We start from the raw sequence: 19,486 nt of genomic DNA on the forward strand, positions 1-19,486 counted from the left end.
GAAACGGGGGATTGAATTAGGAGCGAGAACAACATGACTGTATGGGCTTCGTAACCAGAAATGCCTACTATTTCGATGCCCCGGGCGCCGAGAACACTCTCGACGCCGCCCGGTTCGCCGTCGAGAGGGCGCAGGAACTTGGCGTCCGAAAGATTGTGGTCGCGAGCTCGAGCGGCCAGACGGCGCTTGCCTTCCGGGACGCCATGGCAGGGAAGGATCTCGACCTGATCGTCGTCACCCACGCGGTCGGGTTCTCAAAGCCCGGTGAGTGGGAGTTCTCACCGGAGGCGGCCGAGACCCTCCGTGCCGATGGTGCAACGATCGTCACCGGGACGCACGCGCTCTCCGGGCTCGAACGCGCGATCTCCCGCTCGCCGAGACTCGGCGGGAGTTCCCGCACCGAAGCGATCGCCGAAGCGTTGCGGCGCACCGTCGCGGTCGGCCTGAAGGTCGCGGTGGAGTGCGCCCTCATCGCGGCGGACCAGGGTGCAGTCGGCGTCGATGAAGAGGTGATCGCGGTGGGGGGCACCATGAGCGGCGCGGATACCGTCTGCGTCATCCGCCCGGCACATACTGCGGCGTTCTTTGACCTGCAGGTGCGCGAGATCGTCGCCATGCCGAGGAACCGGTGACCATGACGCTTGAATCGGTCACGAATGCCGCCGGGCTCCTCCGGCAGCACCCGGTCCTCTGGTCGGTCGGCCTCGTCATGGGCGTCCTCGCGGTCCTCAACCTCGTCATCCCCGTATACGGCGGGACGTTCTACGCAGAGCCACTGGCACTCCTGCAGCTCCTCGTGGCGCCGTTTTTGGCCGGCGGGGTCTACGGCATGGTCAAGGAAGAGAGATTCTCCGCGGGAGAATTCTTGCAGTCCGGCAAGACTCACTACTTCCGGATACTCCTGCCCGCGCTGGTCATCTTCTTTGCAGTCATCCTGACGGTCTTTCTGCTCGCGATCCCGCTCGCGCTCCTCGGAGCCGGTGCCGCCGCGGGTATGGCGCCGCTCCTCTTCGGGGTGCTCGTCTCGATCGTCTTCTTCACGTTCTTCTACGATACCGTGGCGGTTTTTGAAGAGACGAATGTCTTTGAGTCGATCCGGCGGAGCATCGAGTTCGTCATGAACAACCTCGGCAGCGTCCTCATCTTCTACCTGGTAAACATCGCCGCCCTTGTGGTGCTCGGGTTTGCGGCACTCTTCGCCTGGACTGCGCTCCTTGTGAACAAACTCGAACCGCTCACCAGCATGAGCCCCGCCGAACTCGAGACGATGATGCCGCAGGATATCCTCGCTCTCATCGGGACCGAGGGGATCTGGATCACCGCGGCGGTCTATGCGGTCGTGATCATGCTCTTCTCGGCATTCCTGTATGCCTACAAGGCGAGTTTCTTCCGCAGCCATTCGGAAGGCGCGATCATGCAGCAGGGCGAGTACGACGAGAAGGGCCGGTGGTATAAGTACTGACGGGTGTCCGGTGGACACCGAATTCCTTTTTTAGCGCGTTGTTTGGGCGCTCAGGCTCTTCTGAATACTTGTTATCGCACCACGGGCATAGGCCCTATTGAGTTCTGCAGTCAACCGGGCCATACCTTCTCAAAACTGCACCGGGCACCCCTTCACGCCAGCAGATAGAGCAGCATCCCCGAGACGCCGCCGGAGAATGTCGCCGCGAGGTTGGTGCCCGAGTTCCCGATACTGCCGCGGTTCTCGAGCGTTGCGCCCACGAGGCTGTCGACGTTGGTGCCGACGAACCCTGCAATGACCGTGACGACGACCATCCAGGGATCGGCGACGCCCATAACCCACGCGACCGCGGCAACGATGACAGACGCAAGGATGGCCGCTGCCTCGCCCCGGAGAGTCACCCCGCCGTTCGTCCCCCGGGGGACCGGGCGGAGCGTCGTTATCAGGTAGGGCGTCTTTCCCGTGACCCCGATCTCACTTGCCGCGGTATCGGCGGCGGCGGAGGCGACGCTCCCCATGAAGAGCGCCACGAAGGCAGGATGCCCGGTCACACCGAAGAGGATGGCGGCGCCGGTCGCCACCAGACCGTTCGCAAAGACGTTGAAGTAGCCGCGCACACCCCCGTGCTCCTGGGCGACCCCGAGCTGCTCTTTATCGGCGTAGCGGTAGCGGGTAGCCCCGGCGCCGATGATGAAGAAGGTGAGCATGATCAGGAACCACCGGACGTCCGCAAAGACGATGAGGATGATGCCGATCATCGCCCCCGAGAAGAGCCCGCTGACGTCGGCCACTCTGAGCCGGTAGGATGTGTAGCCGAACCCGAACGCTATCGCGGCCGCAGCAGCGAGGATGGTCAGGTCGACCTCGAAGTTGATCTCCTCAAAGAGGAACATGGTCATCGCCACACCGAGCGCCTCGATCATCAGGGCGTCGTCCCGCCCCCGGAGAGCCGCCCGGAGGAGGACCGCGGCAACCACACCCATCACAACGACGAGCGGCGCGGTATACTGGAGGTAGAGCATCACCGCGAGCGATATGCCGATGGCGGCAATCAGGTGGGAGAGGTACGCTGCCTGCCTCTCCCCGACAATCCGGAACGCGAGCTCGCCGATCACGACGATGCCGAGCGTGCAGGTGAAGACGAACGTCGAGAGCCACCCGAGCCCGTAGAGCGCCGCAAGTGCGATGATCGAGAGCGAGACATACCGGGTGTCCCTGATAAGAAAGAGGACGAGCGAGAACGGTACGAGGAGGAGCGTGAGCAGCCATGCCGGCTGGAGCAGTGGGGCAAGGCCTATAAAGGCGAGGGTGAGCGCCGATGCCAGAACCAACCCCAGCGGCTTTATCATTCTAACATCATTGGCGGTGCAGGGAAAAAGCCTTTAGGATCCGGGCGCCTGCTGACTTTACCGCTTCTGACGGCGAAAGTCGAGAAAGTCCCGATCATGAGCGGCAATCCGCGCGCGGCACAGAGCACCCGGCAGCGCCAAAGCCCCGTCGAACAATATATTTCACAGGAAGAAGAGAGATCATACGCTGAAAATGTCGCCGTCACATCAACTACCCAAAAACTACGATATCGAAGAAGTGGAGAGGCGCTGGCAGAGTGCCTGGCGGGATGAGGACAATTACTTCGACCCCAACTCGCAAAAACCCCGGTTCATCATCGACACGCCGCCGCCGTACCCCACCGGCAACTTCCATATCGGAAACGCCTTAAACTGGTGCTATATCGACTTCATCGCGCGATACAAACGCATGCGCGGCTACAACGTCATGTTCCCGCAGGGGTGGGACTGCCACGGCCTTCCCACCGAGGTGAAGGTCGAGGAGACCTACGGGATCACCAAGAACGACGTACCGCGGGAGAAGTTTCGGGAGATGTGCCGCGACCTCACGCTCTCAAACATCGAGAAGATGCGGACGACGATGCGCCGGCTCGGGTTCTCCACCGACTGGAGCCACGAGTATATCACCATGCTCCCGGAGTACTACCGAAAGACCCAGGCGTCGTTCCTGCAGATGCTCAAAGCCGGCGACATCTACCAGAGCGAGCATCCGGTGAACTTCTGCACCCGGTGCGAGACGGCCATCGCCTTTGCCGAGGTCAACTACGCTCCCCGGACGACCAAACTCAATTACTTCGACTTCGACGGCGTCGAGATTGCCACCACCCGGCCGGAACTGCTCGCGGCCTGTGTTGCCGTGGCGGTCCACCCCGAAGACGAGCGCTACCGCGATCTTGCGGGGAAGAGACTCAAGGTCCCCATCTTCGGGCACCAGGTGCCGGTCATCGAGGACGTCGTGGTCGACCCGGAGTTCGGCAGCGGTGCGGTGATGATCTGTACGTTCGGCGACAAGACGGACGTCTACTGGTGGAAGCAGCACGGCCTTGACCTCCGCAAAGCGATCGACCGGCAGGGGGTCATGACCGCGACGGCGGCCCCGTACGAGGGGATGACGTCGGAGGACTGCAGGGAGGCGATCCTTCACGATATGCAGGAAGCGGGGATCCTGAAGCGGCAGGAGGAACTCGAACAGCGGGTGGGGACCTGCTGGCGGTGCAAGACCCCGATCGAGATCCTCTCGGAGCGCCAGTGGTTCGTGAAGGTTCACCAGGACCAGATCCTTGACCAGGCGAAAAAGATCTCCTGGACGCCGGAGCATATGTTCGCCCGGATGGAGAACTGGGCAAACTCGATGGAGTGGGACTGGTGCATCTCCCGGCAGCGGATCTTTGCGACCCCGATCCCTGTCTGGTTCTGCTCCACCTGCGGCGAGATGGTCCTCCCGGCCGAGGAAGATCTCCCGATCGACCCGACGGTCGATAAGCCGAAGACGCCCTGCCCGAAGTGCGGGGGATCGGAGTTCAACGGCGAGAAAGATGTCCTCGACACCTGGATGGACTCCTCGATATCGGTGCTCCACGTCACCGGGTGGGACGGGACCGGCAAACCCCCGCTCTTCCCGGCACAGATCCGCCCCCAGGGCCACGACATCATACGAACATGGGCGTTCTACACGATCCTCCGGGCGAACGCTCTGGTCGGCGGCCATCCCTGGGACGAGATCCTGGTCAACGGCATGGTGCTCGGGGAAGACGGGTTCAAGATGAGCAAGAGCCGCAATAACATCATCTCCCCCGAGGAGATTGTCGGGCAGTACGGTGCGGACGCGCTGCGGCAGTGGGGTGCCGGGGGTGCCGCAACCGGCTCGGACATCATGTTCAACTGGAACGACGTCGTCGCAGCGTCCCGTTTCCAGACCAAACTCTGGAACATCTTCCGGTTCGTCATGGGGCACCTGGACTCCGGGACGGAGAATCCGGCACCGGTGACAGAACTCACCGACCGGTGGCTGCTTGTCCGGCTCTCGGATACCGTCGCTGAGGTGACTGCCGCGATGGAAGGCTACCAGTTCGACCGGGCGCTCAGGGCGATCCGGGAGTTTGCCTGGAACACGCTCGCCGACGACTACATCGAGATCGCAAAGGGCCGCCTGTATGCCGAGGATGAGAGCAGTGCCAGCGCCTGCAGTGCACTCCGGACGACCGTGGACGTACTCTGCCGCCTCCTTGCCCCGATCATCCCGCACTTCGCGGAAGAGTCCTACCACAACCTCACCGGAAGAAGCGTGCACAAAGAGGCCTGGCCGGACTTTGCGTATGCCGACGATGAGGCGCGGCGCCACGGCGACCTCCTCGTGAAGACGGTCGCCGAACTCCGGCGCTACAAGCACGACAAAGGCATGGCGCTGAACGCGCCGCTCGGCCACGTCATGATCTACGCGCCGGAACCGGTCGATGACGCCGGCGATGCCGGGCGGGCGCTTGCCGCTGACGCCAGGTGGAGCACCGGCACGCCCCGGCTCGAAGAGGTCACGACCGGCGTGAACTTCAACATGGCGGTCATCGGCCCGGCGCTCAGAAAGCAGGCACGGGGATTCATGCAGGCCGTGGAGGCCCTCCCGCCAGACCTGCTCAAGAACCCGCCCGCAACCGTCACAGTCGACGGTGAGGATATCCCGGTCCCGCCAGACTCCTTCACGCCGAAGGTCGCCTACCAGGTGGCGGGAGAAGAGGTGGACGTCCTCACGCTCGGGGACGTGATTGTGACGATCGGGCACTCGTCCTGATCTCGCCCGCGATGAACTCCGCAACCTCATCCTTTTTTAGCAGCGCATCGACGATGACAAACCGCGCGGGGTCCCGGGCTGCAAGGTCCAGGTAGTTCTCCTGCACCCGCTCGAGAATCCCGGCATTTTCAAAATACTCTCTCTGTTTTGCAGGATCAAGCCTTGCGACGGCATCCTCAACCGGCAGGACCAGGAGGAACGTACGGTCGGGCCGGATCGACCACCCTTCATGGATCTGCCGGAGCCACTGGAGCGGGTCGGGGAGGACACCATCGAGGACGACTGGCTGGTAGGCAAACCGTGAGTCGGAGTAGCGGTCCGAGATGACGAGTCTTCCCGCATCCAGCGCCGGCCGGATCACCCCCTCGATATGCGCTGCGTGGTCGGCGCAGAAGAGCAGCGCCTCGGTGATCGGGTCCATCCGCTCGGCGATCGCCCGCCGCACCGAGGCGCCGACCCAGGTGGCGCCGGGCTCGCGCGTGAAGAGCGGGTCGAGGTCGGCGAGCAGTTCCCCGAGACTGGAGAGAAGCGTGCTCTTCCCGCTCCCGTCGATCCCCTCGATGGTGATCAGCACGGGTGTCCCCTCCGGACCCATTCGAGCGGCACCGTGCCGTGGTGGACGGCAGTTGCAATGATCGCCCCGTCAAACCCGATGTCGGTGAGGAGACGGATATCGTCGACCCCGGCGACGCCGCCCCCGTAGAGGAGGCGACCGGGATAACACGCCCGCATCTCCTCAAGTTCCTCCCGGATGAGGCCGCGCTCTGTCCCCACAGCCCCGATGTTGAGGATGATGCACCCCTCAAACGATAGAGTTGATGCGTGGCGCAGTATCTCCACCGGCCGGATGCCCCAGGGAAGCACCCGGCCCCCTTTGATATCGATACTGAGATAGCCGGCCCGGTATGCTGCGAGGTCCTCGATCGCTCTCGCCGCCGTCTCGGTCCCGACGACCGGCGTCACTCCCTCGACCGCCATGCATTCGCCTGGCGACCGGCAGCCCCGGTCAAGGTAACACCGTTCGACCAGGGCAGCGCAGCGCCGGACAAGGTCGTCCTGCGGGGTTCTGCCCTGGATACTCTCAAGATCCGCGATGTAGATATACCGCGGCTGCAGGGCGGATATATAGGCCTCCGGCTCGGCGGAAGGGGCCAACCCCCAGGTGAGGGGGCGGTAGCCGGCGCGCATCCCGGACTTCCCATGCACAACAAGACCGCCTGCCAGATCGACTGCAAGAATTAGTTCCATGTCCTCAACGCAATCACTATTAGGGTGAAGGATCATTAATTTCTATGCAATTACTCGTCAGTCCAAGCAGCATTGAGGAGGCAAAAAGCTCGCTTTCCGCTGACATCATCGACGTGAAAAAACCCTCAGAGGGGTCGCTGGGTGCGAATTTTCCCTGGATCATCCGGGGGATCAAGGAGATCGCCGGCGCCAAGCCTGTCAGTGCTGCAATCGGGGACAATGAGTATAAACCGGGAACGGCTGCTCTCTCTGCTTACGGTGCCGCACATGCAGGCGCTGATTATATCAAGGTCGGCCTGATGTTCGACGGGGCCGACCGTGCCCGCGACGTCATCGAGGCGGTGACAACGGCGGTGAAGCGGGAGTTTCCCGAGAAATACGTCGTCATCGCCGCATACGCCGATTTTGAGAGGATGGGCACGATCTCTCCGTTCGCCATCAGTCCGCTGGTTGCGGACGCCGGAGCGGATGTCGCCATGATCGACACAGGTATTAAAGACGGGAAGAGCCTCTTTGAGTTCATGGACGAGGAGACGCTGACCCGGTTCACCGAACGGAACCGTGAACTGGGACTACAGACGGCCCTTGCCGGTTCGCTGAAGTTCGAGGACCTCGATGCCTTAAAGCGGATCGACCCCGAGATCATCGGCGTCCGGGGGATGGTCTGCGGGGGCGACCGGTCCACCGCCGTCAGGGCCGAACTGGTCGAGAAAGCAATGATGATGATCAGGTGATGTATGTATACCGAGAAGATGAAACTGGAAACGACGTTCACATTTGATGATGTGCTGCTCGAGCCCGCCGAGTCATGGGTCGAGCCCGACGAGGCCGACGTCAGGTCGCGGTTCTCGCGCAACATCCCCCTGAATATCCCTCTCGTGAGCGCCGCCATGGACACGGTGACCGAGTCGCTGATGGCAATAACAATAGCCCGGGAGGGGGGTATCGGCGTCGTTCACCGGAATATGACCCCGGAACGTGAGGTCGCCGAAGTCCGGGTCGTCAAACAGGCCGAGGACCTGATCGAGCGTGAGGTCGTGGCGGTCGGCCCGGAATCCACCGTCACCGATGTCGAGCGGGTCATGAAACAGTACGGTATCGGCGGCGTCCCCATCATCGAGGACGACCGCGTGATCGGTATCGTCAGCCGCAGGGATATCAGGGCAATCCTGCCCAAGAAGGGCGAGGCGAAGATCACCGGGTACATGACCAAGAACCTGATCACGGCCTCCGAAGACATCACGGCGGAGAGTGCGCTCGAGACGATGTATGCAAACAAAGTCGAGCGCCTTCCCGTCGTGGACGGCGAAGGGCGCCTCGTCGGCATCATCACGATGCGGGACATCCTTGAAAAGAGGCAGTATCCCCGCGCGAACCGCGACGCGAACGGGAAACTCCGTGTCGCCGCCGCGGTCGGACCCTTCGACTTCAATCGGGCGATGATGCTCGTTGAGGCGGGTGTCGACGCCCTGGTGGTGGACTGTGCTCACGGCCACAACATGAACGTCGTGAACGCGGTCAAAGAGATCAAGGGGAGCGTCGCCGTCGATGTGGTGGCCGGGAACATCGCAACAAGGCAGGCGGCAGAAACCCTGGTCGATACCATCGACGGGCTGAAGGTCGGCATCGGACCGGGCTCCATCTGCACGACACGGATCGTCGCGGGCGTCGGCGTCCCGCAGGTATCGGCGATCGCAAATGTCGCAGAGGTGGCGCACAAGGCCGGAGTGCCGGTCATCGCGGACGGCGGGATCCGCTACTCCGGGGATATCGCGAAGGCAATCGCCGCAGGCGCGGACTGTATCATGGCGGGCAGCCTCTTTGCCGGCACCGACGAAGCGCCGGGAAGGGTTACGACGATCAAGGGCCGGCGCTACAAGCAGTACCGCGGGATGGGGTCGCTTGGTGTCATGAGCAGCGGTGAGTCGAGCGACCGTTACTTCCAGAAGAAGGAGATCGGGAGGACCAAGTTCGTTCCCGAGGGCGTCGAGGGGGTCACTCCCTATGTCGGCAGGGTCTCGGACGTCATCTACCAGCTCGTCGGCGGCCTGAAGTCAGCAATGGGCTATACAGGGTCAAAGACGATACCTGATCTGAAGAAGAACGGCAAATTCCTCAGGATCACGTCTGCGGGCTACGGCGAGAGCCATCCGCACAACATCATGATAACCGATGAGGCACCGAACTACCGCCTCTTCGAGTAACCTTTTTTATACCAAAAGCACTAACGTTTAGTAAACATGCTTGAGGGCAGTGAGGTTTCCCGCCTTCTTGATATTCTGGGAAACCGGAACAGGCGGCGAATAATAGAACTGCTGAGGCAGAAGCCGTGTTTTGTGACCGAGATATCAGAACGTCTGGTGATCAGTCCAAAAGCAGTGATAGAGCACCTGCAGTTGATGGAGCGCGAGGAACTCCTCGTCTCCTGCCAGGACGAGCGCAGGCGAAAGTATTACTATCTCTCGCATGACATCAATGTCATCGTAAACCTGCAGAAGCAGGACGGGGTTACGCTCCCCCTGGTTGAAGAGAACCAGAAGACAAGATTTACGAGAAACCTCGAGACATTCAGGAGAATGGTCCGGGTACGCGACGAACTTCTGGAAAATCTCGAACAACTGGAACGGGAGATCGAATCGAGGTTCACCGAGATCATGCGCACGAGGGGGAACTTCATCTCCGACGACGGCGATCTGGCGATCATCCTTGCCCTCTCTCACGCCGACCTGACGCTCGCTGAACTCGAAGAAGTGAGCAGCCTGCCCACGGATGAACTGAAACAGAGACTCGGCAACCTCATGTACACTGGAGTTGTCGAACGGACCAACAACCGATACAAGATACGTGGTACACATGGCGAATAATCCATACGACGAAATGTTCAGGAATATTGCGCGGTTAATGGAGAAGATCCTGAGCGATATGCCTCTCCATGACCCGAAGATCATCGGGTTCACCATCATCAGCGGGTCACCCGAAGGCGCACCCTATCTCGACCTGTCTGATGAGGAGGAAGAGTCCGAGTTTGAGGTGATCGAGGGGGACGACTGCATCTACATCACCGCAGCGGTGGATACCCGGGCACAGGGCGCTCCCTACGTCACGTTCCAGAAGGAATCCGTGACCCTCTGCGTCGGCGGTGAAGAGGAGACGGTCATCGATCTCGACTGCGAGATTGACGTCCCCCATAGTTTCTACAACGTGCAGCACGGCGTGATCGATGCCGTCTGCCGGAAGAAGAGCATGCCGGGCGAGATTGCCCGTTCGTAGGGTCAGGCCCGGGACTCAAACCCCTTTTTTTCCAGCCGGTTCCAAACGGTATAGTCGGCCGTCACCCATCTTCCGCTCCTGCCTGCTGCCCCCACCGGCGATAGCCTCTGGTGGGCCGCAACCCTGCTGCTCTCAGGCCGGGCAAGAGTTAAGTACCTCCTGCTTCATGCCCGGTGTGGGGAACATGACTGAGGCGGAACGAGTCCAACTGCCCGGGTATATACGCCTGTCCCGGAGCGGCGAACTGGAGGAGCGGATAGAGCAAGCGCACGAGGTGCTCCGCGACTGCGTCATCTGCCCCCAGGAATGCCACGTGAACCGGATTGAGGGGGAACAGGGGTTCTGCCGGACCGGCCTTTTGCCGCGAGTTTCGAGTTACAGCCCGCACTTCGGTGAAGAGCCTCCGCTCGTGGGGAAGAACGGGTCGGGGACGATATTCTTCGCAGGCTGCAATATGCGCTGTGAGTTTTGCCAGAACTTCGAGATCAGCCAGTGCGGGGTCGGCTACGCAGTCTCGTGCGAAGACCTTGCCGGAGTCATGCTCCGCCTGCAGGAACGCCGATGCCACAACATCAACTTCGTCTCTCCTTCGCACGTCGTCCCCCAGATCCTTCGTGCGGTCGCTCTCGCTGCCGATCGCGGCCTCAACCTCCCGCTGGTCTACAACAGCGGCGGCTACGACTCCGTGGAGACCCTCCGGCTCCTTGACGGCGTCATCGATATCTACATGCCGGACGCGAAGTACGGGCGGGACGATGTAGCGTGGGAACTCTCCCATGCCGCCGACTACACCGGCCGCATGCAGGCCGCCCTCGTGGAGATGCACCGGCAGGTCGGAGACCTGGAGGTCAGGGACGGGATTGCGGTGCGGGGGCTGATCATCAGGCACCTGGTGCTCCCCGGGAACCTCGCAAACAGCGAGATCGTGATGAAGTTCATCGCCGACGAGATATCGCGGGACTCTTACGTGAACATCATGGCCCAGTACCACCCGGCATGGAGAGCGGCCGAGGGGGGGAGGAGCCCGGCGCTTGCAGCACTCCAGCGCCCGGTCACCGCGCGGGAGTTTGCGTATGCCATTCAATGCGCAAAGGAGAACAGGCTCTCCCGCGGGTTCCCCTGAGAGACGGAACACAAAAGCATATTCACTCCGCCATCCAGAGGATGTGTGGTGCAGGAACAGGTGAAGGGAGAGTCAGAACTCCGGTACGCGGCAATAAGCGACACCGGGGGGAGGGAGCAGAACGAGGACGCTTACTGGATCGGCCGGGCGAACGGGTATCACATATTCGCCGTGGCGGACGGCCTTGGGGGGCATGCCCGCGGAGAGGTCGCGAGCGGGATGGCGATCCGGGCCCTCCGGGAGACCGCAGGCGAGTCTCTCTCCACGATGGAACTTCCTGCAGTGCTTGAACGCGCATTTCAGCGCGCAAACGCTGCAATATACGCCTATAATCAGGAGAACGCCCTGAACGCCGGAACAACCCTCTCGGTGGCTATCGTCGACGGGTCAGGCCGGTGCTGGATCGGCACGGTCGGCGACTGCAGGACCCATATCATCACCCCGTCGTCCGTCTGGCATACGCGTGACCAGAGTTACGTCCAGAGCCTGGTGGAATCGGGGGCAATCTCCCCGGCCGAGGCGATGCATCACCCGGGAAAGAACATCCTGACCCAGGCGCTCGGCCTCGCGACACGGGTGCGGGTCGATGTCGATGTGCAGGAGATTGCCGGGGCGGTCCTCGTGATCAGCTCGGACGGTCTCCACGACTACGTCCCGGAGAGCGCCATCCAGGCCATTGTTCTGGCCGGCGACCCCGACGAGGCCTGCCGGGGACTGGTCGATGCCGCCAAAGATGCCGCAAGCACCGACAACATCACGGTGATCGTCACGAGAGCGTGAGGGCGGTTCGGCCATCCGGGCAGGCGGATGCTACGATCCCCTTGAACAGCCTCCCCGGCGTTAAACCTCATCCGCTCCCGCATCACGGAGCGCCGCGAGGATTGCCGCGCGGACGCCTTCGGCCGCCTCGTCTCTCAGCGCTGCACGCAGCATCCCGACCGCCTCCCTGCCGCCGAGGTTTCCGAGGGAGGAGGCGGCACTCCGCCGCACAAACTCGTTCTCGTCGCCGAGCATGGCTCCAAGGTGCGTGACTGCACGCGAATCGCCGAGCAGCCCGAGCCCCTTTGCCGCCATGTAGCGGACATGGTCTTTCTCATCGCCAAGGATACTGACAAGGGGCGCATACGCCTCACGATCGCCAATCAGTCCAAGGGCCTCCGCCGCACGGTAACGCACTTTCCAGTCGCTGTTTCCGAGCAGGGCAATGCAGGCAGGTACGGCCGGTCTCCCGAGTTCTACGAGCCTGTGCGTCGCTTCGGCCCGGATCCGCTTGTCCGGGTCAGAGAGCCGATAGAGATGGGTTGTCAGGTCCTGTTCATCCATAATCCCGGTCATCAGGTGTCACATCCACGGGTGATAGCCGTGTATATCACGTTGAGAGGGATTTGCAATAAGCGTTGATCATTCGCCTCAAAGGGCGATAACCGACAGGAAAATGTTTCAGGCAGGTCCGGTGTCGCCTGCCCCGACAACTCACCATGACCACTCCCTTCCCGGCGCGGGTGACAGCCGGCGGAAAACGAAGTGAATGCAATCTCCACAGACGCCGGGATCCGCTGCAGGTTCGTATCCCGGTATCTCAGTTCCGTCGTCAGATCAGGATTCCACAGGTATATAACGTCAGACTTGCGAGAGCAAGAATACCGATCGCAATGATGAGCGTTCCCAGTTTGTTGAATACGGGATCACTCTCGATCCATTTTGCCAGAGCGTGCATGACACCGGATACTGCATCCACGTATATATATTTTATCCGAGAAATAAAATTAAATGTGAGTATATAACCATTTCCAATTCCAGAGGATAGTTTATTCGAGCGGTTTGGGATTTCCGGCAATCTCCCAGGCTTATCGGGGCGCAGGAGTCGTGCAACATCCGCACCGGGGATGCAGGATGCGCTCCGCTGCTTGCTGGAAGAATGGGAAAAATTGACGCCCAGGACGGAATTCGAATCCGTGTCGACGGCGTGACAGGCCGTCATGATAGGCCACTACACTACCTGGGCACTCTTTGTTGGTGGATCCCGCCTCCCGGATTCGAACCGGGGACATCGCGGTAGCCGCGCAGTTCGCCCGAGAGCGAAGACTATACTACAGCCGCGCACTCTACCAGTCTGAGTTAAGGCGGGTCTCTGCTCTAATAATGTTGTCACGAGCAGTTAATATAAGTTTCGCCTGCCCCACCCGGCACTGCACGGTCAGGACGTTATTCTATATATACAACCTCTGATAATGGATAGATATGAACCCTACAAACGCTAAAGCACCTGGGAACGCTGAAGCGTACTGTCTTCTTCACCGATAGCCGTGCGAAAAAGAACGTCACTGTTTTCGACACCACACTGCGCGACGGTGAACAAACACCGGGCATCTCGTTCACAATCGAGGAGAAGCTTGGTATTGCAGAGCAGCTCTCCAGCATAGGAGTACACGCCATCGAAGCGGGCTTTCCCGCATCCTCCGATGCCGAGCGCGAGATCGTCAAAGCCATCAAGGCCCTCGGGCTCTCGACACAGGTCTGCGGCCTTGCGCGGTCGCTCCGGGCCGACGTGGATGCATGCATCGACTGCGACGTCGATATGGTTCATGTCTTCATCCCGACGTCCGACATCCAGCGGGAGTACACCATTAAAAAGACCCGCGAACAGGTCCTTGATGCAACCGGCGATATCATCGCCTACGTCCGCGACCACCTCGGCCAGTGCATGTTCTCCGCGATGGACGCCACAAGGACCGACTGGGATTACCTGATAGAGGTCTTTCGCGTTGCGGTGGATGCCGGGGCCACAGTCATCAACGTCCCCGACACGGTCGGCGTGATCACCCCGGCAGCCATGAAACGGCTCATCACCCGGATCGACCGGGAGGTGAACTGCCCGATCGACGTCCACTGCCACAACGACTTCGGACTAGCGGTGGCAAACACCATCACGGCGGTCGAGGCCGGCGCCTCGCAGGTGCAGGTGACGGTGAACGGGATCGGGGAGCGGGCCGGGAACGCGGATCTCGCGCAGACGGTGATGGTCCTCTCGTCCATCCACGGGATCGATACCGGGATCCGGACGACGGGCCTCGTCGAGACCTCGCGGCTTGTTGCGCGCTACGCGGGGATGAGCATCCCCGCCACGCAGCCTGTCGTCGGCGAGAACGCCTTCGCCCACGAGAGCGGGATCCACTCCCACGGGGTGATCACCCGGTCGGATACGTTCGAGCCCGGGATCATGACCCCGGAGATGGTCGGTCACCGGCGCAGGCTCAAACTCGGCAAACACGCCGGGAGGCACGCGGTCAGGCAGATGCTCGCCGAGGTGCATATGGAGCCCACCGACCCGCAGCTCGACGAGATCGTGCTGAGAATGAAGGAGATTGCCGGCAAAGGCAAGCGGGTGACGGACGCAGACCTCTATGAGATTGCGGAGAGCGTCATGCAACTTGCGCCTGACGAGAAGACCCTGAAACTCCAGGACGTCGCCATCATGACCGGCAACCACGTCATCCCGACAGCAAGCGTCCGGGCGACCGTCGATGGCGTTGAGCACATCTTCTCAAGCGTCGGCAACGGCCCGGTGGACGCGGCGGTCCGGGCGATCCTCGGGATCATCCCGGCCCCGGTCCACCTCAAAGAGTTCAACATCGAGGCAATCTCCGGGGGCACCGATGCTCTCGGGCACGTCACCATCGCCGTCGAAGACGAGCGCGGCAGGGTCTTTGACGCCAGCGGCTCAAGCGACGACATCATCCTCGCATCGGTCGAGGCGGTGATCAACGCCATCAACCTCGTCTGCCGGACGCAGAAGAACGACCGCGAGCGGGAGGGGTGAATTCCCCCCTTTTGCGGTCTCGTCAGCATCCCATTCCAGCCACCTCACGCGAAGGAGAACTCCAGGCTGCCGACTGTTCCAGGATTTGGGTGAACAGTGTATGGGCATCAGGCCGGTGATGGGAACAGATGATATAGCCCCGGCGGGGATCTTTCCCGGAGCCAAAAAGAATTGATTAAGATTCAGGCAGCGCCGGGAGGCTGCTGCTTTCCTTCCAGTGCTCCCCTGATCTGCGAGGACAACTGCTCGAACCTGCCCTGCAGCGCCTTCTCCTGTTTCTCAAGCGACTTGACCCGGAGTTCGAGCGTCTCGACCCGCTCGTTCAGGGAAGCGAGGACCTGCTCCTTGCTCTTCTGCATCATGACGCTGCCGACGTTCATGAAGACCGCCGCATCCTCGGGGACGTCGGCCAGATCCTCGACCGCCCGCCGGGCTTCGCGGATCGTCAGTTCATACTGCGCTTTCTGTGAGACCACGGTCTGCAACTGCTGCTGCATCTGCTGGAGCATCGCCAGCTGGTTCTGTACTTTTGGTGGTATATTTTCCATATTCATCAACCCTCCCAGAGTGGGACGAAGATCGGTAACAATATTTCGGATGCGGACAGGGGCCACCCCGGCCCGATGCCCTTTCTCTACATGATAGGGGCGTAAAGCCCATAAAATGTGATGGTTCGGGGAAGAGAACCGCGCCGGTCCACTCTCAGCCCGTCAGGTTCCGGACGGGGCGGCGATCTCCCGCATCTCGATTGCTATGCTGATCAGCCGCAGCCAGGTGTTCAGGGCCGCGCGAAGCGCCGGTATGTCGCTTGCGGCCACATCGAGGACGAGCGTGTCCTCGCCCGCAAGTTGTACGCGGACGGACGACCGGTCCCCCACGTCGCCCATCTCCTGGCAGACGGAGAGGTAGAGGGCACGGGCATCGTCCGTCACGAACCGGAAGACTGCCGCGTGCTTCACGGGACGACCTCCAGCGTGTAACGCTTCCGCTGCGTTCCGTCAAAGACGATCCGGTGTTTCGGGAGGGTCTCGCCGGCGAAGACGGCGTTGACGTGATCCCTGAGCGCATCGTACACGGAGCGATCCGAGACGAAGAGACCGCGGGCAATCACCCCGGGCCGCTCCCCGACGGCAAACGACCGGACGGTGATCTCGGCTGCCAGCTCAGCATTAGAGAAGACCTGAATGAGATAAAAAGGGCCTGATCTGGAGATTATCAGAATCGAGTCGTCAAGGGAGAAGAGGTCACCCATACCCGCCTTGCCACGGGTGACATACTCTCCCTCGATCGCGAACGCAAGGTCCCGGGAGAGGGAGCGCACCTCGGGGAGTGGTTTGCGTGACGTCGTGACGACCGTCATCGAGCCTTCAGATCTTTTATTGCGGCGCCGCGTTCTTTGAAAAGGATGCGGTGTCCACAGTAGGGACAGCGGATATTGACGTCGATCTCCACTTTCTGTTTACATCGAGCGCACTTATAGGCAGCCACGACCGATTAGCCCTCCTTCTGCAGTGAACGCTCGATGCTCCGCACAGCGACACGCATTGCGGGAGTCTCGGGGACGTAACTACCGCCGGCAAACTTGAATCCGCACTTGCGGCAGGCCCAGATCCCCGTCCCTTCACGCTTGACCGCTGCCTGATCGCAGCGCGGGCAGGCGTGGCGCGCACGAGAGACCTTCTCGATCTGGTTGACTCTCTTCCGGATAAACCGGCCATACCGCGGGCCAAAACGCCCGGAACTTCCGACTACCCTGCCCTTGGCACTCTGTTTGCGACTTGCCATTTAGCGTACCTCTTGTATGTCCTCTAATTTTTGTGCTGTCGATTAATATACTTACTCACGACTTGCGTTCGATAATCCGGGTCTCCGCATTGCCCTTTGATATCTTGTTGATCAGGTCGTAGAACTCTTCCTGGATACCTGCCGGAATCCTGACGACAGCAATCCAGGAACCATCCTTCTGCCACTCGTTCTGCTCAAGGGTCACCGCGCTCTGGAGTTCTCCATATGCTCTCGCGGCATAGTCCGCCGGGATCTTCACGGCAATCCGGATCTCCTCAAACCGGATGGGGAGGATGGGTCGGAGTGCTTTGACCACCTCTTTGACCTGCTCCTCAACCGATTTGAAGGGGTCGATATTCACCCTCGCCTCTTCCATAGCAAGCTCGATGCGTTGCGGGGGGTGAGGGAAACCGGACTGCGGGTTGATGGCGTTTCGCGAGATGAACGTGATGACCCGGTTCCGTTTTTCTGCAATCAGATGGCGGCGCTGCTCGGAGGTGAGATGGATCTCGCCTTTCTGGATGATCCGGAGTGCTGCCGGTTCGAACTCGGTCGTCTTGAAGACCTTCAGGAGCGCCTCGTCGGAGGCACGCTCGGCATGGGCGGCGTTCGAAAAGATGGAGTCAGCTGCAACAGCGTCCTCCAGGTCGACGTCCTCCCCCTGCCGGATGCGCATGGCCTGGTCGGGGTCGACGAGCACTTCAAACCGTTCTCCGTAACTCTCAAGCCGCGCTACAACTGCCTGGTCCAGGGGTATCATACGGAGGTCACTCTTCGAACTGGTCGACGTAGGTCTTTACTTCGTCCCTCTCGAGCTTCCTAAACTCCCTGGTCGCAGTGGAGACGACACCGATCTCGATTGCGCTCACGTCCAGCTTCCCCTCAGTCGCGGCATGCAGGGCCTTGATACCGAGCTTGATGGCACCGGCGAAGTCCGCCTCCTCCTGGTACTCGTCCTCGAAGACCTTCATGACCGCAGGCCGGCCCGTGCCGATCCCGGTCGCCTTGTACTCAAGAAGCGTGCCGCTCGGGTCGGTCTCAAACAGCCTGGCCTCCCCGTCGCTGATCCCGGCGATCAGGAGAGCCGTCCCGTAAGGGCGTGCACCGCCGAACTGGGTGTAAGTCTGCATGTGATCGCAGAGTTTCTTGGCGAGGATCTCGACGTTGATCGGCTCGTTGTAGGAGACCCGGTTGATCTGGGACTCGACCCGCGCCCTATCCACAAGGGACCGCGCATCGCCGACGAGGCCGGAGGACGCCACACCGATATGCGTGTCGATCTTGAAGATCTTCTCGATGGATACCGGCTCAAGGAGACGGGATGTCACCCTTTTGTCGACGATCAGCACGACACCTTCGCTGCACTTGATTCCGACGGCTGTTGTGCCCCGCTTAACCGCTTCTCTGGCGTACTCAACCTGATAGAGCCTTCCATCCGGGCTGAAGACAGTGATCGCCCGGTCATATCCCATTTGATATTGTGGTTGCATTATCGTTCCTCCAAATCGGCTTCGGTGAAAAACAATGACTTCTGATGTTTAATACCCTTTTCGACCAAATCAACCTTTTGACGGGGATAGCGGTACACCGTAAAATAAGTTTCTCCGACCTGTGCTTCTCCGGCCTCAGAGAGGGGGCGGATCGGCCTCATCCGGCGCCGCAATGCATGTATGGTCCCGGAGGTGGCGACCGTCCGCAGTGCAGCCCGCTCATCGGCGATCGTGGTGATTGTTGCGAGAGCGGTGGCGATATCCTTCTCCGTTCCCCGCCGGCACCGGACCACGATATACCCCCCTTCGCAGAAGACCACCGCGGGCTGTGCAAGACCGACGGCCGCGTCTCCGAGAAGGGAGGTCGCGGCCTCGATGACCGAGAAGTAGGCCTGTCTCTGGTCCACGGCCACCCCATACGGGAGGATCCGTGCAAGGATGTAGCGCCGCTTTGCCCGCATCGCCGGCGGTCTCGGTTTCACGCGACCACCTTCACCGGCAGTTCCGGTTCGGTGAGCCGGCCGACAGAAGCGAGAGCGTCACTCACTTCCACCCCGGTCATCCCGAAGAGGGCGCAGAGGCTCCTGACCTCCCGGACCGACCGCTGCTCCATGATCGAGCGCGCATCCGACGATATCGTCAGCGGGAAGCCGTAGCGGCGCTGCAGCGAGAGGATATCCGCGTAACGCTGGAGCGCCTTCTGGCGTTTCGTCCCGCGGAACTGGATGATGGGGGCAAGCGAGATGTCCACCGCAACGCCACGATCCGCCGCCGTCCGTGCAGCAACGTGATCGAAGGCGTTTCGCCGGGCGGCATGGATGTTCCTGACGACGTTCACCTCGTTTACCGAGACGACGGCCCGGTTGAAGGAGATATCCCCGGCGTTGACAAAGACCACGTCGGCCCGCCGGACAGCGGGGTCGCGCACCCGTTTGATGACCTCTTTATGAGAGGCTGCATTGATAACGGCCCCCCTGAGGATCTTTATCCCGGAGGGTTGAGATCTGATCTCTCCGACGGCAACGATGCTATCGAACCCGAGCTCCGCCGCCTCGAGCGCCATGCGTGCAAGCGTCGAGTCACCGGCAGGATAGGGGTATACACTGGCATCTGTGATCTTCATCGTGGGCAGGCCGTATGTAAAAAAAAGGGTT

Annotated in this window: 24 protein-coding genes and 2 tRNA genes; 10 read left to right on the forward strand and 16 right to left on the reverse strand. The window is 61.2% G+C overall.

All coding sequences use genetic code 11. The annotated features are described in order from the left end of the window. Window positions 1–41: 41 nt before the first annotated feature. Both QZ650_RS01950 and QZ650_RS01955 read left to right on the forward strand, forming a co-directional pair. Window positions 42–632 (forward strand): pyruvate kinase alpha/beta domain-containing protein, encoded by a 591-nt coding sequence (locus QZ650_RS01950; protein WP_292520393.1) that lies wholly within the window; start codon window positions 42–44, stop codon window positions 630–632. Between the two features lie 2 nt (window positions 633–634). After that, complete coding sequence (locus QZ650_RS01955) at window positions 635–1,462, forward strand: hypothetical protein (RefSeq protein ID WP_292520395.1); 828 nt, start codon at window positions 635–637, stop codon at window positions 1,460–1,462. Between the two features lie 152 nt (window positions 1,463–1,614). On the opposite strand, the gene QZ650_RS01960 is transcribed toward QZ650_RS01955, so the two are convergent. Beyond that, window positions 1,615–2,811 (reverse strand): DUF92 domain-containing protein, encoded by a 1,197-nt coding sequence (locus tag QZ650_RS01960; RefSeq protein WP_292520397.1) that lies wholly within the window; start codon window positions 2,809–2,811, stop codon window positions 1,615–1,617. A gap of 193 nt (window positions 2,812–3,004) precedes the next feature. Between QZ650_RS01960 and QZ650_RS01965 the strand changes: the two genes are divergently transcribed. Beyond that, complete coding sequence (locus tag QZ650_RS01965) at window positions 3,005–5,596, forward strand: valine--tRNA ligase (protein ID WP_292520399.1); 2,592 nt, start codon at window positions 3,005–3,007, stop codon at window positions 5,594–5,596. Here the strand turns inward: QZ650_RS01965 and tmk are convergent. Together tmk and QZ650_RS01975 are read right to left on the reverse strand one after the other, a co-directional pair. Then, window positions 5,553–6,170, reverse strand: coding sequence for a dTMP kinase (gene tmk / locus QZ650_RS01970; protein WP_292520507.1), 618 nt, complete (start codon window positions 6,168–6,170; stop codon window positions 5,553–5,555). The two genes, QZ650_RS01965 and tmk, sit on opposite strands and share 44 nt — an antisense overlap. Then, the gene (locus tag QZ650_RS01975; protein WP_292520401.1) at window positions 6,164–6,844 is read right to left on the reverse strand and encodes a HisA/HisF-related TIM barrel protein; all 681 of its coding nucleotides are present in this window, start codon (window positions 6,842–6,844) and stop codon (window positions 6,164–6,166) included. The genes tmk and QZ650_RS01975 overlap by 7 nt, the downstream gene beginning before the upstream one ends. A gap of 44 nt (window positions 6,845–6,888) precedes the next feature. On the opposite strand from QZ650_RS01975, the gene QZ650_RS01980 reads away from it, so the two are divergent. The 6 genes from QZ650_RS01980 (at window position 6,889) to QZ650_RS02005 (ending at window position 12,017) form a co-directional block, all read left to right on the forward strand. After that, entirely contained in the window at window positions 6,889–7,578 is a 690-nt protein-coding gene (locus QZ650_RS01980) for a (5-formylfuran-3-yl)methyl phosphate synthase (protein WP_292520403.1), read from the forward strand. A 3-nt stretch (window positions 7,579–7,581) separates the two neighbouring features. Beyond that, window positions 7,582–9,048, forward strand: coding sequence for an IMP dehydrogenase (gene guaB / locus QZ650_RS01985; RefSeq protein ID WP_292520404.1), 1,467 nt, complete (start codon window positions 7,582–7,584; stop codon window positions 9,046–9,048). Between the two features lie 36 nt (window positions 9,049–9,084). Continuing rightward, on the forward strand, window positions 9,085–9,708 hold the full coding sequence (locus QZ650_RS01990) for an ArsR family transcriptional regulator (protein WP_292520407.1): 624 nt from the start codon (window positions 9,085–9,087) through the stop codon (window positions 9,706–9,708). Between the two features lie 37 nt (window positions 9,709–9,745). Continuing rightward, window positions 9,746–10,114, forward strand: coding sequence for a hypothetical protein (locus QZ650_RS01995; protein ID WP_292520409.1), 369 nt, complete (start codon window positions 9,746–9,748; stop codon window positions 10,112–10,114). Window positions 10,115–10,298: 184 nt separating this feature from the next. After that, window positions 10,299–11,237, forward strand: coding sequence for a radical SAM protein (locus QZ650_RS02000; protein ID WP_292520411.1), 939 nt, complete (start codon window positions 10,299–10,301; stop codon window positions 11,235–11,237). A 48-nt stretch (window positions 11,238–11,285) separates the two neighbouring features. Beyond that, complete coding sequence (locus QZ650_RS02005) at window positions 11,286–12,017, forward strand: protein phosphatase 2C domain-containing protein (RefSeq protein ID WP_292520413.1); 732 nt, start codon at window positions 11,286–11,288, stop codon at window positions 12,015–12,017. A gap of 60 nt (window positions 12,018–12,077) precedes the next feature. Here QZ650_RS02005 and QZ650_RS02010 read toward each other — a convergent pair whose 3' ends face one another. From QZ650_RS02010 to QZ650_RS02025, 4 genes are all read right to left on the reverse strand, one after another. After that, entirely contained in the window at window positions 12,078–12,572 is a 495-nt protein-coding gene (locus QZ650_RS02010) for a HEAT repeat domain-containing protein (RefSeq protein WP_292520415.1), read from the reverse strand. A 256-nt stretch (window positions 12,573–12,828) separates the two neighbouring features. After that, window positions 12,829–12,954, reverse strand: coding sequence for a hypothetical protein (locus tag QZ650_RS02015; RefSeq protein WP_292520417.1), 126 nt, complete (start codon window positions 12,952–12,954; stop codon window positions 12,829–12,831). 215 nt (window positions 12,955–13,169) lie between these two features. Next, window positions 13,170–13,242, reverse strand: a tRNA-Asp gene (locus QZ650_RS02020). 16 nt (window positions 13,243–13,258) lie between these two features. Next, window positions 13,259–13,365, reverse strand: a tRNA-Tyr gene (locus tag QZ650_RS02025). 147 nt (window positions 13,366–13,512) lie between these two features. Here QZ650_RS02025 and QZ650_RS02030 point away from each other — a divergent pair. After that, a complete protein-coding gene (locus QZ650_RS02030) occupies window positions 13,513–15,057 on the forward strand; it encodes a 2-isopropylmalate synthase (protein ID WP_292520509.1) in 1,545 nt (514 codons plus the stop codon). Window positions 15,058–15,239: 182 nt separating this feature from the next. On the opposite strand, the gene QZ650_RS02035 is transcribed toward QZ650_RS02030, so the two are convergent. From QZ650_RS02035 to QZ650_RS02075, 9 genes are all read right to left on the reverse strand, one after another. Next, window positions 15,240–15,605 carry a prefoldin subunit beta gene (locus QZ650_RS02035; RefSeq protein WP_292520419.1) on the reverse strand — a complete coding sequence of 122 codons (366 nt, stop codon included), beginning with the start codon at window positions 15,603–15,605 and terminating at the stop codon, window positions 15,240–15,242. 162 nt (window positions 15,606–15,767) lie between these two features. Beyond that, complete coding sequence (locus tag QZ650_RS02040) at window positions 15,768–16,016, reverse strand: KEOPS complex subunit Pcc1 (RefSeq protein ID WP_292520422.1); 249 nt, start codon at window positions 16,014–16,016, stop codon at window positions 15,768–15,770. Next, window positions 16,013–16,417, reverse strand: a complete 405-nt coding sequence (locus tag QZ650_RS02045; RefSeq protein ID WP_292520424.1) for a hypothetical protein — start codon at window positions 16,415–16,417, stop codon at window positions 16,013–16,015. Before QZ650_RS02045 ends, QZ650_RS02040 begins: the two co-directional genes overlap by 4 nt. Then, complete coding sequence (locus tag QZ650_RS02050; RefSeq protein WP_250987419.1) at window positions 16,414–16,545, reverse strand: DNA-directed RNA polymerase subunit P; 132 nt, start codon at window positions 16,543–16,545, stop codon at window positions 16,414–16,416. The genes QZ650_RS02045 and QZ650_RS02050 overlap by 4 nt, the downstream gene beginning before the upstream one ends. A gap of 6 nt (window positions 16,546–16,551) precedes the next feature. Then, window positions 16,552–16,842 carry a 50S ribosomal protein L37ae gene (locus tag QZ650_RS02055; RefSeq protein WP_292520426.1) on the reverse strand — a complete coding sequence of 97 codons (291 nt, stop codon included), beginning with the start codon at window positions 16,840–16,842 and terminating at the stop codon, window positions 16,552–16,554. A 55-nt stretch (window positions 16,843–16,897) separates the two neighbouring features. Then, window positions 16,898–17,602, reverse strand: coding sequence for a ribosome assembly factor SBDS (locus QZ650_RS02060; protein WP_292520428.1), 705 nt, complete (start codon window positions 17,600–17,602; stop codon window positions 16,898–16,900). 7 nt (window positions 17,603–17,609) lie between these two features. After that, window positions 17,610–18,332, reverse strand: coding sequence for an archaeal proteasome endopeptidase complex subunit alpha (gene psmA, locus QZ650_RS02065; protein WP_292520430.1), 723 nt, complete (start codon window positions 18,330–18,332; stop codon window positions 17,610–17,612). Continuing rightward, entirely contained in the window at window positions 18,332–18,814 is a 483-nt protein-coding gene (locus QZ650_RS02070) for an Rpp14/Pop5 family protein (protein WP_292520432.1), read from the reverse strand. Before QZ650_RS02070 ends, psmA begins: the two co-directional genes overlap by 1 nt. Then, on the reverse strand, window positions 18,811–19,455 hold the full coding sequence (locus QZ650_RS02075) for an RNase P subunit p30 family protein (RefSeq protein ID WP_292520434.1): 645 nt from the start codon (window positions 19,453–19,455) through the stop codon (window positions 18,811–18,813). The genes QZ650_RS02070 and QZ650_RS02075 overlap by 4 nt, the downstream gene beginning before the upstream one ends. Between the last annotated feature and the right edge of the window lie 31 nt (window positions 19,456–19,486).

The sequence above is a fragment of the Methanoculleus sp. genome (assembly GCF_020696975.1).
GTDB lineage: Archaea > Halobacteriota > Methanomicrobia > Methanomicrobiales > Methanoculleaceae > Methanoculleus.

What these genes read in the sequence shown, in the direction of transcription:
- QZ650_RS01975 (WP_292520401.1), bottom strand. Translation starts at nt 6,844, where the DNA reads ATGGAACTAATTCTTGCAGTCGATCTGGCAGGCGGTCTTGTTGTGCAT.
- QZ650_RS02060 (WP_292520428.1), bottom strand. Translation starts at nt 17,602, where the DNA reads ATGATACCCCTGGACCAGGCAGTTGTAGCGCGGCTTGAGAGTTACGGA.
- guaB (WP_292520404.1), top strand. Translation starts at nt 7,582, where the DNA reads ATGTATACCGAGAAGATGAAACTGGAAACGACGTTCACATTTGATGAT.
- QZ650_RS02055 (WP_292520426.1), bottom strand. Translation starts at nt 16,842, where the DNA reads ATGGCAAGTCGCAAACAGAGTGCCAAGGGCAGGGTAGTCGGAAGTTCC.
- QZ650_RS01955 (WP_292520395.1), top strand. Translation starts at nt 635, where the DNA reads ATGACGCTTGAATCGGTCACGAATGCCGCCGGGCTCCTCCGGCAGCAC.
- QZ650_RS02035 (WP_292520419.1), bottom strand. Translation starts at nt 15,605, where the DNA reads ATGGAAAATATACCACCAAAAGTACAGAACCAGCTGGCGATGCTCCAG.
- QZ650_RS01965 (WP_292520399.1), top strand. Translation starts at nt 3,005, where the DNA reads ATGTCGCCGTCACATCAACTACCCAAAAACTACGATATCGAAGAAGTG.
- QZ650_RS01990 (WP_292520407.1), top strand. Translation starts at nt 9,085, where the DNA reads ATGCTTGAGGGCAGTGAGGTTTCCCGCCTTCTTGATATTCTGGGAAAC.
- QZ650_RS02000 (WP_292520411.1), top strand. Translation starts at nt 10,299, where the DNA reads ATGACTGAGGCGGAACGAGTCCAACTGCCCGGGTATATACGCCTGTCC.
- QZ650_RS01995 (WP_292520409.1), top strand. Translation starts at nt 9,746, where the DNA reads ATGGAGAAGATCCTGAGCGATATGCCTCTCCATGACCCGAAGATCATC.
- QZ650_RS02075 (WP_292520434.1), bottom strand. Translation starts at nt 19,455, where the DNA reads ATGAAGATCACAGATGCCAGTGTATACCCCTATCCTGCCGGTGACTCG.
- psmA (WP_292520430.1), bottom strand. Translation starts at nt 18,332, where the DNA reads ATGCAACCACAATATCAAATGGGATATGACCGGGCGATCACTGTCTTC.
- QZ650_RS02045 (WP_292520424.1), bottom strand. Translation starts at nt 16,417, where the DNA reads ATGACGGTCGTCACGACGTCACGCAAACCACTCCCCGAGGTGCGCTCC.
- QZ650_RS01950 (WP_292520393.1), top strand. Translation starts at nt 42, where the DNA reads ATGGGCTTCGTAACCAGAAATGCCTACTATTTCGATGCCCCGGGCGCC.
- QZ650_RS01960 (WP_292520397.1), bottom strand. Translation starts at nt 2,811, where the DNA reads ATGATAAAGCCGCTGGGGTTGGTTCTGGCATCGGCGCTCACCCTCGCC.
- QZ650_RS02015 (WP_292520417.1), bottom strand. Translation starts at nt 12,954, where the DNA reads ATGCACGCTCTGGCAAAATGGATCGAGAGTGATCCCGTATTCAACAAA.
- QZ650_RS02010 (WP_292520415.1), bottom strand. Translation starts at nt 12,572, where the DNA reads ATGACCGGGATTATGGATGAACAGGACCTGACAACCCATCTCTATCGG.
- QZ650_RS01980 (WP_292520403.1), top strand. Translation starts at nt 6,889, where the DNA reads ATGCAATTACTCGTCAGTCCAAGCAGCATTGAGGAGGCAAAAAGCTCG.